The following is an 11,864-nucleotide window of genomic DNA, read 5'->3' as shown; positions in this document are numbered from 1 at the left end:
CGAGATGTTGGCCGGGCTGGGGCCGGTCACCGGGTGCCATCCCGTCCGCCCCACGATCATCCAAGGCCAGCGGAGTGACGGCCGTCACATAATTCGTTCTGCCGGGTCATGGGACCCCGTCCGGGGTCGAATGGGGGTCAAATGATCAAGGGCTTGCTCGCCACGATCAGCGAGCAAGCCCTTGACCTGCTACTTCAAGGTGGAGCCGAGGGGACTCGAACCCCTGACCCCCACACTGCCAGTGTGGTGCGCTACCAGCTGCGCCACGGCCCCTTGTTGTCGTCCCGGTCGCCCGGGCACTGGGAAACTATACACAGAACGGCTGGCATGGTCATCTCGCGGGGTCCCCGCCGGGGCCGGTCAGTTGAGCGCGACGTCCGGCGGGAAGTGGGCGACCGCGGCCATCATCCCGCCCTGTCGGCGCAACACCATCGGCCACAGATCGTCGGGCCGGTCGACGAAGGCGTCACCGGGCAGCCCGTCCAGCAGGAACCAGGAGCCGTCGGCGATCTCCTGCTCCAACTGGCCACTGCCCCAGCCGGAGTAGCCGGCGAAGACGCGGATGCCGCCGATACTCTCCCGCAGCCGCTCCGGGTCGACCGAGAGGTCGATAGTGCCGACCGCTCCGGAGACTTGGTGGAAGCCCTTGAGCCGGCGCATCGGGTGCCGCATGCGGGCCAGGCAGATGGCCGAGTCAGGCTGCACCGGCCCGCCCTCGAAGAGCACCGCCGGGTAGCGGGCCAGATCACTCCAGTCGCCGAGCACCTCGGCCACCGGCACCTCGGTGGCCCGGTTCAGCACCACGCCGAGCGCACCGCCCGGCTCGTGGGCGACAAGCAGCACCACCGTACGGTCGAAGTTCGGGTCCTTGAGCGCCGGAGTCGCGACCAGTAGTCGCCCGGTCATCGACTCCATCGCTCGTCCGCCGATCGCCTGACCCTCTCCCTGCATCCCACACACCCGTCAACCGTGAGCCCGCGCCGGGGATCGGTCATCTGCCGGATCCGCCCGGTGCATCGAGATCAACCGTGCTGTCAACGCCATGCCTGGCACCATAGCCTGCGTCCCGGGTGCTGGCTAAGGTCTGACCGGCAGGTGATCAGACAGTTAAGACAGCGGGTTGTTGACCCCGACTCCGAACCTCCTGGTGATCGACCGATCCGGACCACCGACGACGGGGAAACACCCGAAAGGTCCGTCCCATCCCGATAGATTCGGCTGATCGGGAGGGACGACTGCTGTCGTCCCTCCCGCGACACGAAGGCGGGTGGCGATGGCAACGGTCCGGGACGCGACGTACGACGTGCTCCGCATCCTCGGCATGACCACCGTCTTCGGTAACCCCGGCTCGACGGAGGAGCCGTTCCTGCGGGACTTCCCCGCCGACTTCCACTACGTCCACGCGCTCCAGGAAGCGACGGCGGTCGCGATGGCCGACGGCTACGCCCAGGCCAGCGGGACAGCCGCCCACGTCAACCTGCACACCGCCCCGGGCACCGGCAACGGCATGGGCAACCTGGTGACCGCCTGGCACAACAAGACCCCGCTGATCGTCACGGCCGGGCAGCAGACCCGGGAGATGCTGCTGCTCGAACCTCGGCTGGCCAACCGGCGGCCCACCGAGCTTCCGCAGCCGTACGTCAAGTGGGCCTACGAGCCGGCTCGGGCGCAGGACATCCCCGCGGCGTTGCTGCGGGCGTACGCGACGGCGGTGCAGCCACCAGCCGGGCCGGTCTTCCTCTCCCTGCCGATGGACGACTGGGCCCAGCCGGCCGACCCGCTGCCCGCACCGCGCACGGTGGCCACCCGGTTCGCGCCGGACCCCCAACGGCTTGACGAGTTCGCCCGGATCCTGGCCGGCAGCGACAACCCGGTGCTGGTGTACGGGCCGGGGGTGGACCGCTCCGGCAGCTGGCCGACCGCTGTCGCGCTCGCCGAGCGGCTGGCCGCACCGGTCTGGTCGGCCCCCGCACCCGAACGCGCCGTGTTCCCCGAGGACCACCCGCACTTCCGCGGGGTGCTGCCGTACGCGATCGGTCCGCTCGCCGAGGCGCTGAGCGGACACGACACGGTGCTTGTCGTCGGCGCTCCGGTGTTCCGCTACTACCCGTACGTGCCGGGCGGGCACCTACCCGACGGCGCCCGGCTGCTACACGTCACGGACGACCCCGACGAGGCCGCCCGCGCCCCGGTCGGGGACAGCCTGCTCGGCGACCCGGGGCTGACCCTGACCGCGCTGCTGGACCGGGTGCCGCCGGCCGACCGGCCACCGCCCGCACCCCGGGACGCACTGACCCCGCCGGAGATCACCGCCCCGCTGAGCGCCGACGCCCTGTTCGCCGGGCTGGCCGCGCACTGGCCGGCGGACGGCGTGCTGGTGCAGGAGTCACCGTCCAATCTGTCCGCACTGCGTCGGCGACTGCGGATCAGCCGCCCGGCGTCGTACTTCACGATGGCCAGCGGCGGCCTCGGCTACGGCCTGCCGGCCGCGATCGGGGTGGCACTCGCCGAGCGGGACACCGGGCGCGGCCGTCCGGTGGTGGCGGTCATCGGCGACGGCTCGTTCCACTACTCGGTGCAGGCGTTGTGGACCGCCGCGCGTCTCGCACTGCCGCTGGTGGTCATCGTTCCGGTCAATCAGCAGTACGCGATCCTCAAGGCGTTCGCCGAGCTGAAGGACACTCCCGGGGTGCCCGGCCTGGACCTGCCGGGGTTGGACATCGTGGCGATCGCGGCCGGCTACGGCTGCGCCACCGAGGTGGTCCAGACGCCCGACCAGCTCGGCACGGCGCTCGCCACCGGGCTGCGTGCCGACCGGCCGACCGTGCTGCCGGTGCCGATCAGCACCGACGTGCCAAGCATCCTCTGATACCGGCCCGTCAGCTCCGGTGCCGCCCCGTCAGCGGGGGGCGATCGACAGGGGGGCGCCGGTGAACACGTCCAGCACCGGCCGGGCGCCCAGCGGCGCCCCGAGGGTGACGGTGACCGCTGCCAGCTTGAGCACGGCGATGCACTCGCCGGTGGCCCGGGTGATGCTGCCACCGACGACCACGGCGTCCGGCCGTTCCCACACCAACGGCGTGATGCCGGTGTCACAGGCGCCGACGCCGAGCTGCACGGTCAGCCGGGCACCGTCGATCGCCGTCAGGTTTTGGGCGCCCACCAGACCGTCCGACAGCGGACGGGCCGGCACGGTCGGCGCGGGGAAGGGCGTCACCGCGGTCGGTGCGACGGCGAGCCGAGCGACCGGCGTGGCCAACTCCTTGATGGTGAACAGCCAGGCCGGGACCTGAGCCTCGCCCCGGCTCGTGCGGACCGGCACGGCACCGAACGTGACAGCGGTGACGGTGAGTGACAGACAGGCCGTCTGCGCCCCGCTGCTGGTCCACCCGTCCGGCCCCGGTTCGACGGTGGGGCCGCCGGGGGTCGGCCGGCCGGGCCGCTTCGGTCGCCCCGGGCAGGGCAGCGGATCACCCTGGTCCAGTTGCCGGTACGCCTCGGCGGCGCTGACCAGCGGCAGCGTCAGCCGGCCGTCCGGGAAGCGGATCTCGCCGCCGACCCGGGTGGGCGGTATCGCGACCTCTGCGCGGTACCACCCGGCCCGGAAGGCCGCCTCGGTGTCGGGGGTGAAGCGCGGGTCACCGGTGAGCACGGTGGGCCCCTCCAGCGGGACGTACCCGGCCCGCCAGTCGGGGCTGGGCCGCCACGCCTCGGCGACCTCGGCGGCCCGCTTGTCGAACGCCTCCGCGCGGTGCGCGGGACTGCGGGGTCCGCCGGCCGGATCTGCGCCGGTCGTGGCGCAACTTGCCACGAGCAGCAACGGGAGTACGAGCAGCAGGGCTGGTCGACGCATGTCCGGTTCGACGCCGCCGTCGACCCCCCGGTTCCCGTCGACTGCTCAGGTTTCGCCACCCAGATCCGTCTGGTACGCCTCCCACAGCAGGTCGGCGCCGCGCCGCCGATGCCGGGCCAACCTCCGCAGCAGGTGCCCGGCCCGGTGCCGCAGCTCGTCGGGGTCGACCTCGGGCTGCTCGGCGATCCGCTGCACGGCAAGGATCGCCGCGATGATCCCCGCGTGCTCCCGGGTCAGCAACCGCACCCCGTGGTGCAGCCGTGGCGACTGGGTGAGCAACTCCCGGTAGAGCCCGGCCGGGCCCTCGGTGGCGTGGACGTGCTCGGCGAACCCCTGCCCCACCGGGCGCAGCCGGAGCAGGACCTGTTCACGCCAGCACGGCTCGGTGGGGGGCGCGGTGACGGCCCGGCCGAACGCGTGGACGTCTCCGGCCAGCCCGGCCGGGCGTGGCTCACCGGGCAACCCGATGGGATGGTGCGGTGTGGCGGACGGTCGGGCGACGAGCGACGACTGCTGGACCGGACCGGTGACCATGGCACCTCCCGCGCTGTGCTGCTACCCCATACCGCGATGGTGAGCCCGCCCGACCCGGCCTGTAAAGGCCCCGGAGACTGCTCATCTGTCCCACTGCTCCCAGAAGCCACGCAGGTCCCAGCGGAAACGGACACCGCCGCTCAGCCGAGCTTAGGGTGCTCCGCCAGGCGGCGCAGTTGGCGGGCGACGGCGTGTGCGTCGCCGTCCCGACCGTCGACGGGCCGGCCCGTCGTGATCGCGTCGGCCAGCGCGCGCAACTCGGACGGGGGCAGGCCGGCCAGCCCCATGCCATGCAACGGGACGGTGACCCGCCGTCCATCCGCGTGGTCGGTCGCGATGATGGCGGGTGCCCGCTGCCCACCCGCCGGGACGTCGTCCGCCGCGTCGCGATCCGACAGGGCCGCGGCGTCGATCCGGGCGGTGGCGAGGTCGACGCCGCGCGTCCGAAACGCGCCCCGGACCCGTACGTGGCTGCCCTCCAGCCATGCCGCCGTGCGGAGCACCCGCAGCACCAGGTAGATGCTGAGCAGGACGAACGGCAGGCCGCAGAGCCCGATGAACGGGCTCAGCCCGGCCCGTTCCGCGCCACTGTCGGTGTCCCGCAGCGCGGGTGGCAGCATCCCCGGCGGCACGTCGCGAGCCTCCTCATAGGAGGAGAACGGGTCACCCGGGCCGGACAGCCGGCCCAGCACCCCGCCGGCGATCAGCGGCAGCGCCACGAATGCCGTACCGACGGCTGCGACGAAGACGCCCACCACCACCGCCCACGTGCGCTGGGAGGGTGAGGCACCCACCGACAGTCGCAGCTCCTGGTTCATCACAGGGGCAGCGTAGGGGCAGCCGGCCCGCACACGACGAAGCGCCCCGGCTGGTGGGCCGGGGCGCTTCGCTCGAGGTGGTGGAGGTGCCGGGAATCGAACCCGGGTCCTTCGCCGGTTTGACAGGGCTTCTCCGAGCGCAGCTCGCTGTGCCTCTACTCGGCCCCACCGCTCACGCGAGCAAGTTGGTGTGACGGGCCCAGTCGCTGATTAATCTCGCCGCACGGACCCCGCGACCGGGTCCGGTTGGCCAGCCTCCTAGCTGATGCCGGCTACTGGGACGAAGGCGTTCCCAGACCGACAGACTTAGCTACTCGCCTCAGGCGGCGAGAGCGAAGTCAGCGCGTTGGTTATTGGCGCTTATAAAGTTCCGACGACCGATTCTCGAGACGACGTCGGCTTCCTCGGCTCGCTTCCCCTGTCGCTGCGTACGAAGTCGAAACCAGTCACCCCCTCGACAGGCCACCGATGTGGTGGCACTGACAAGACTAACGCCTGCCGCAACGGCTTTCATCCCGAGGCCCGGGGCCGGTGCCCGAACCGGGCAAACGGGACTATCTACTCGTCCATCCCCTTGCCGCGCCGACCGGACACCCGGGCGATCTCCCGGTCCGCGTCCCGCTTGGCGAGGTCCTGACGCTTGTCGTACGACTTCTTGCCCTTGGCCAGGGCGATCTCGACCTTGGCCCAGCCGTCGGAGAAGTAGACTTGCAACGGAACGATCGTCAGACCGCCCTCGCGGGTCTTGCCGACGAGCTTGTCGATCTCGCCGCGGTTGAGCAGCAGCTTGCGGGTACGCCGGGGCTCGTGGTTGGTCCACGTGCCCTGGGTGTACTCCGGGATGTGCATGGCGTGCAGAAAAAGCTCGCCGTCACGTTCCTGGGCGAACGCGTCGACAAGCGACGCTCGCCCCGCCCGCAGCGACTTGACCTCGGTACCGGTCAGCGCCATGCCGGCCTCGTACGTGTCGAGGATGGCGTAGTCGTGGCGTGCCTTCTTGTTGGAGGCGACCACCTTGCGCCCCTTCTCCCGTGGCATCGGTGCCACCCCCTCTCCTCCGCTGTCCGGGCCCCGAACTCACCTCGGCCGAACAACCGATCATGCTACAGGTCGTGCCATCGTCAGGGCCGCCCGAACAAGCCTCATTGACAAGGACCCTCCCGCGCCGTTTATTTCCGGCGGCGGGAGGGTCCTCGGGAGACGGGACGACCCGTACGGTGCCTAGACCCGCAGGTAGAAGCGCAGGGTGATCCAGGCGGTGCCCGCGCTGATCAGGCCACCGACGCCAGCCATCAGCGGGAAGATGACAAGGATGTCGCCCCAGGAGATCGGCGAGAGCAGACCCTGCAACGCGCTCAACGAGCGGTCGAAGAGCAGATACTTCGCCGCGACCAGGGCCACCAGACCGAGCAGCGAGCCGACCAGACCGGCCACCACGGCCTCCAGCACGAACGGCGCCTGGATGAACCAGTTGGATGCGCCGACCAGCTTCATGACCGCCACCTCACGCCGCTTGCTGTACGCGGCCACCTGGATGGTGTTCGCGACAAGCAGCAGGGCGGCGATCGCCATCACGGTGGCGGCAGCCAGGGCGATGTTCTGGATCGAGGTGAGGATGTTGAAGATCTTGTCGAGCAGTCGGCTCTGGTCGATGATCTCGTCGACACCGGCGGTGTTCTTGTACTGCTCGTAGATGTCCTTGTACTGCTCCGGGTTGTTCAGCTTGAGCCGGAACGACTCGGGCAGCTGGTCTGGCTTGACCACGTTCACCAGGTCGGGCGCGTCCTGGTACATGACCTTGAACTTCTTGTACGCCTCGTCCTTGTTGACGTAGAAGACCTCCTTGACCAGGGGGTCGCTGTCGAGCTTGGCGTTGAGGTCGGTGCGCTCCTGCTCGCTCACCTCCTGCTTCAAGAAGATCGAGACTTCGATGTTCTTGTAGTAGGTGACCTTCATGTCGTCGACCTGGCGGTACATGAGACCGCTGGCGCCGAGCATGGTCAGCGAGACCGCCATCGTGATGATCATCGCGATGGACATGGTCACGTTGCGCCACAGTCCGACCAGTACCTCGGACAGGACGTATTTCACGCGCATCGGGATTTCCTCCGGGTCTCCGGCATGAAGTGTTCGTCGTCAGGCTGCGCAGGGGTGGAGAGCCGGCTCACCCGTAGACGCCGCGGGCCTGGTCACGCACGACACGACCGCTCTCGATCTCGACGACGCGGCGGCGCATCTGGTTGACGATGTTGGAGTCGTGGGTGACCATCACGACGGTCGTGCCGGTGCGGTTGATCCGGTCCAGCAGGCGCATGATCTCGATCGAGGTGTCCGGGTCCAGGTTTCCGGTGGGCTCGTCCGCCAGCAGGATCAGCGGACGGTTCACGAACGCCCGGGCGACGGCGACCCGCTGCTGCTCACCACCGGAGAGCTCGTGCGGGTAGCGGTGCTCCTTGCCACCGAGCCCGACCAGCTCCAGCACCTCCGGCACGACCCGGCGGGCAACCGCCTTGGTCTTGCCGATCACCTCAAGGGCGAACGCCACGTTCTCGTACGCGGTGCGGTTCGGCAGCAGCCGGAAGTCCTGGAAGACACAGCCGATCGAGCGCCGGAAGTGGGGTCGCTTCCAGGAACGCATCGACGTGACGTCCTTGCCGTTGACGACGACGCGGCCCTTGTTGGGGGCGACCTCGTGCAGCAGCATCTTGATGATTGTGGACTTGCCGGAGCCGGATGGACCGATGAAGAAGACGAACTCGCCCTTCTCGATCGAGACGGACACGTTGTCGAGCGAAGGCCGGGACGCCTTCGGGTACGTCTTCGTCACTTGCTCAAGCTGAATCACGGGTGGTGAGTCTACGCGGTGTAACAACTGAGCCAAGCCCCACGCCCCGCCGATCCGGCACGAGTCGTCGAATCAGGCCTCTACCTGGAGATCGATGACGCGTTCCGCCCGCGTGTCGTTACGCTCCGTCGCCGGCGAGTTGCCGCTGCTTGCGCCAACGGATCCCCGCCTCGATGAAACCGTCCAGATCGCCGTCGAACACCGCGCTCGGATTGCCGGTCTCCTGCTCGGTTCGGAGATCCTTCACCATCTGATACGGGTGCAGGACGTAGGAGCGCATCTGGTCGCCCCACGAACCGGCGGCGTTCTCCTTGAGCCCCTCCAACTTGGCCTGCTCCTCCTGGCGCTTGCGCTCCAGCAGCCGGGCCTGGAGCACCCGCAGCGCGGAGGCCTTGTTCTGCAGTTGGGACTTCTCGTTCTGACAGGTGACCACGATGCCGGTCGGGATGTGGGTCAACCGGACCGCCGAGTCGGTGGTGTTGACGCTCTGCCCACCGGGGCCGGAGGAGCGGTAGACGTCGACGCGTACCTCGTTCTCCGGGATGTCGATGCTGTCGGTCTGTTCGGTGACCGGCAGGACCTCGACGCCCGCGAAGCTGGTCTGCCGGCGGCCCTGGTTGTCGAACGGGCTGATCCGGACCAACCGGTGGGTGCCCGACTCGACGCTGAGCGTGCCGTACGCGTAGGGCACCTTGACCGCGAAGGTGGCCGACTTCAGACCCGCCTCCTCGGCGTAGGAGGTCTCGTAGACCTCGGTCGGGTAGCCGTGCCGCTCCGCCCAGCGCAGGTACATCCGCAGCAGCATCTCGGCGAAGTCCGCCGCGTCCACGCCACCGGCGCCCGCGCGGATGGCGACCAGCGCCTCGCGGGAGTCGTACTCGCCGGAGAGCAGGGTGCGAACCTCCATCTCCTGGATGGCCTTCGTCAACCCGGTGATCTCCGATTCGACCTCGGTCAGCACGCCCGGGTCGGCCTCGGCCTCGGCCAGCTCCAACAACACCTGGGCGTCGTCAAGGCCGGACCGGAGGCTGCCCAGCTTGCTGATCTCGCCGTTGACGTACGACAGCTGCGAGGTCACCTGCTGAGCCTTGGCCTGGTCGTCCCACAGGTCGGGGGCGGAAGCCTCCTGCTCAAGGCGGGCCTTGTCCTCGTGGAGTCGGTCGAGGTTGAGGACGGCCTCGATGTTTCGCAGGGTCGCGTCGAGTTCCTTGAGCTGTTCGGCGTAATCGGCAGCGGTCACGACAGGTAAGCGTACTGCGCGGGCGACGATTGAGCTTGCGAGCCCCGCGGGCCCGCGCAAAAGCGGCACTCCGCGGCCCTGCGCCGAGCAGCTCGTTCCCGCCGGGCGAACCCGCCGGAGATCACCCGACCGGAGCGGACTTCAACCAGGACAGGGCAGCCCGGTGATAGGCGACGGCGAACTCCAGCGCGCTGGCGTCGTACGTCTCCCCATCCCGTTTGGCGTTCTTCACCTGCTCCCGGACCTGGGCGAGGGCCTCGGTGTGGTATTCGTTCGCCGAGGCGTACAGGCCCTTCAACTGGCTGGCGGAGTGCAGGTTGCCGAAGGCCATCCGCAGCGCGATCGGGTTGCGGATGGTGTCCCGCCCCGGGTTCTCGGCCAGCCAGCGGGAGAATGTCCGTTTCCCGGTGGCGGTGAGCGCGTACGGCTGGCTCATCCGCGGCCCCGGCTTCCCGAGCCGCACGAATCCCCGCTCGGCCAGCACCGGCAACTCGCGGTAGACCTGACTGCGCGTCATCGACCAGTACGGCGCCAGACGGCGCTCAGCAGCGGCCATCAACTGACCACCTGTCATCGGGCCCTCATGGAGGAGGCCGAGCAGGGCCGCCGCCGTAGGGTTGACTCCGGAATCCGCCATGCCGCCTACGCTGCCACTTTGCGCACCCGGCGTCCAGGATTTGCCGGTTTGCCACCCAACAGGACTTCCTAAGTGCACTGTCGGTGACAGACTGTCCGTTCAGGACCATCGATGGATCACGACCCTGGGCCGACCCGCCGGCGGCACCGCGCGCCGCCGGCGGGTCGTCGCCGCAGGTCAGCCCATGTGGGGGTACGTGTGGTCGGTCGGCGGCACGAAGGTCTCCTTGATCGTCCGCGGCGACACCCAGCGGACCAGGTTGAGCCAGGAGCCCGCCTTGTCGTTGGTGCCGCTGGCCCGAGCGCCACCGAACGGCTGCTGCCCGACCACCGCGCCGGTCGGCTTGTCGTTGATGTAGAAGTTGCCCGCCGCGTACCGCATGCGCTCGGCGACCGCGTCGACCACCCGGCGGTCGGTGGCGAACACCGAGCCGGTCAGCGCGTACGGCGCGATCGACTCGGCCTGCGCGACAGCGTCGTCGAAGCGGGCGTCGTCGAACACGTGCACGCCCAGGATCGGCCCGAAGTATTCAGTGGTGAAGGTCTCGTGGGCGGCATCGCCGCACTCGAAGAGCGTCGGCCGGACGAAGTAGCCGACCGAGTCGTCGGCGGTGCCACCGGCCAGCACCCGGCAGGAGTCGTCACCGCCGATCAGCTCCAGCGCGGCGGTGTGCCGGGCGAACGCCCTGTCGTCGATCACCGCGCCGCCGAAGTTGCCGAAGTCGGCCACGTCCCCGTAGGTCAGCGAGTCCGTGGTGGCGGCCAGCCGGTCCCGCAGCCCACCCTCCCAGATCGAGCGCGGCACGTACGCCCGCGAGGCCGCCGAGCACTTCTGCCCCTGGTACTCGTACGCGCCGCGGATCAGCGCGGTGTGCAGGGCATCCACGTCGGCGCTGGTGTGCGCGACCACGAAGTCCTTGCCGCCGGTCTCGCCGACGAGGCGCGGGTAGCCCCGGTAACGGGCGATGTTGTCGCCGACGGTCCGCCACAACTGCTGGAAGACCTTTGTCGAGCCGGTGAAGTGGATGCCGGCCAGGTCCGGGTCGGCGAGCACCACGTCCGAGACCTCCTCGCCCCGACCGGTGACCATGTTGATCACACCGGGCGGCAGGCCGGCGGCCTCGAACAGCCGCATGGTGAAGTGCGCGGCGAACTGCTGGGTCGGACCCGGCTTCCAGATCACCGTGTTGCCCAGCAGGGCCGGCGCCGACGGCAGGTTGCCGGCGATGGCGGTGAAGTTGAACGGGGTGACCGCGTAGACGAAACCCTCAAGCGGGCGGTGGTCGAAGCGGTTCCAGACGCCGGGAGAGGACGCCGGCTGCTCCTCCAGCAGACGCCGCGCGAAGTGCACGTTGAACCGGAGGAAGTCGATGAACTCGCACGCCGAGTCGATCTCCGCCTGGATCGCGGTCTTCGACTGGCCGAGCATTGTGGCGGCGTTGAGGGTGTCGCGCCACGGGCCGGCGAGCAGCTCGGCGGCGCGCAGGAAGATCGCAGCCCGCTCCTCGAAGGGCAGCGCCCGCCACATCGGAGCGGCATCCTTGGCCGCCTTGATCGCGGCGCGCGCGTCCTCGTGGGTGGCGTGCGCGGTCACGCCCAGCACGTGCGCGTGCCGGTGCGGCTGCACCACGTCGATCGACTCACCGGCGGCCATCCGCTGCTCACCGCCGATGGTCATCGGCAGGTCGATGCGCTCGGCGGCGAGCTCGGTCAGCCGCCGCTGGAGCCGGTCCCGGTCGGGGCTGCCCGGCTCGTAGTTGCGAACCGGCTCGTTGCGCGGCTCGGGAACGGAGAACACGGCATCCATCAAGGCTCCTGGCGATCTCGACAGCAGTGGCGAAACCGGACCCGCGGGCGCCGACCGGGCGGTCGGACACCGGTCGCCGCACGGGCGGGCCGAGCAGCGGCGGGACCTCCCGTAATTCTCCCACGAAGGGC

General features: G+C 69.7%; 11 protein-coding genes, 1 tRNA gene and 1 other RNA gene. 1 reads left to right on the top strand and 12 read right to left on the bottom strand.

The features are described from left to right. Positions 1-200: 200 nt before the first annotated feature. Together ABZU25_RS04535 and ABZU25_RS04530 are read right to left on the bottom strand one after the other, a co-directional pair. A tRNA-Ala gene (locus ABZU25_RS04535) sits at positions 201-273 on the bottom strand. An 87-nt stretch (positions 274-360) separates the two neighbouring features. Beyond that, positions 361-951, bottom strand: coding sequence for a YqgE/AlgH family protein (locus ABZU25_RS04530; protein ID WP_355027918.1), 591 nt, complete (start codon positions 949-951; stop codon positions 361-363). Between the two features lie 322 nt (positions 952-1,273). On the opposite strand from ABZU25_RS04530, the gene mdlC reads away from it, so the two are divergent. Continuing rightward, on the top strand, positions 1,274-2,869 hold the full coding sequence (gene mdlC, locus ABZU25_RS04525) for a benzoylformate decarboxylase (RefSeq protein ID WP_355027917.1): 1,596 nt from the start codon (positions 1,274-1,276) through the stop codon (positions 2,867-2,869). A gap of 30 nt (positions 2,870-2,899) precedes the next feature. On the opposite strand, the gene ABZU25_RS04520 is transcribed toward mdlC, so the two are convergent. From ABZU25_RS04520 to pruA, 10 genes are all read right to left on the bottom strand, one after another. Next, on the bottom strand, positions 2,900-3,853 hold the full coding sequence (locus ABZU25_RS04520; RefSeq protein ID WP_355027916.1) for a hypothetical protein: 954 nt from the start codon (positions 3,851-3,853) through the stop codon (positions 2,900-2,902). A gap of 45 nt (positions 3,854-3,898) precedes the next feature. After that, on the bottom strand, positions 3,899-4,387 hold the full coding sequence (locus tag ABZU25_RS04515; protein WP_355027915.1) for a hypothetical protein: 489 nt from the start codon (positions 4,385-4,387) through the stop codon (positions 3,899-3,901). Positions 4,388-4,527: 140 nt separating this feature from the next. After that, positions 4,528-5,205 carry a hypothetical protein gene (locus tag ABZU25_RS04510; protein WP_355027914.1) on the bottom strand — a complete coding sequence of 226 codons (678 nt, stop codon included), beginning with the start codon at positions 5,203-5,205 and terminating at the stop codon, positions 4,528-4,530. A gap of 78 nt (positions 5,206-5,283) precedes the next feature. Beyond that, positions 5,284-5,659, bottom strand: a transfer-messenger RNA (tmRNA) gene (ssrA, locus tag ABZU25_RS04505). A 104-nt stretch (positions 5,660-5,763) separates the two neighbouring features. After that, the gene (gene smpB, locus ABZU25_RS04500) at positions 5,764-6,243 is read right to left on the bottom strand and encodes an SsrA-binding protein SmpB (RefSeq protein ID WP_355028000.1); all 480 of its coding nucleotides are present in this window, start codon (positions 6,241-6,243) and stop codon (positions 5,764-5,766) included. Positions 6,244-6,426: 183 nt separating this feature from the next. Further along, on the bottom strand, positions 6,427-7,302 hold the full coding sequence (ftsX, locus tag ABZU25_RS04495) for a permease-like cell division protein FtsX (protein ID WP_355027913.1): 876 nt from the start codon (positions 7,300-7,302) through the stop codon (positions 6,427-6,429). 67 nt (positions 7,303-7,369) lie between these two features. Further along, positions 7,370-8,050, bottom strand: coding sequence for a cell division ATP-binding protein FtsE (gene ftsE / locus ABZU25_RS04490; RefSeq protein WP_272615658.1), 681 nt, complete (start codon positions 8,048-8,050; stop codon positions 7,370-7,372). Between the two features lie 118 nt (positions 8,051-8,168). Then, positions 8,169-9,290, bottom strand: a complete 1,122-nt coding sequence (gene prfB, locus ABZU25_RS04485) for a peptide chain release factor 2 (protein ID WP_355027912.1) — start codon at positions 9,288-9,290, stop codon at positions 8,169-8,171. A 121-nt stretch (positions 9,291-9,411) separates the two neighbouring features. Beyond that, positions 9,412-9,927, bottom strand: a complete 516-nt coding sequence (locus ABZU25_RS04480) for a PadR family transcriptional regulator (RefSeq protein ID WP_354941392.1) — start codon at positions 9,925-9,927, stop codon at positions 9,412-9,414. A 177-nt stretch (positions 9,928-10,104) separates the two neighbouring features. Further along, positions 10,105-11,733 carry an L-glutamate gamma-semialdehyde dehydrogenase gene (pruA, locus tag ABZU25_RS04475; protein ID WP_355027911.1) on the bottom strand — a complete coding sequence of 543 codons (1,629 nt, stop codon included), beginning with the start codon at positions 11,731-11,733 and terminating at the stop codon, positions 10,105-10,107. Between the last annotated feature and the right edge of the window lie 131 nt (positions 11,734-11,864).

Origin of the sequence: Micromonospora sp. NPDC005215 (assembly GCF_040607915.1) — a bacterium.
GTDB lineage: Bacteria > Actinomycetota > Actinomycetes > Mycobacteriales > Micromonosporaceae > Micromonospora.
The sequence above is the reverse complement of the archived record's forward strand: the minus strand, read 5'-3'. Positions and strand labels throughout refer to the sequence as shown.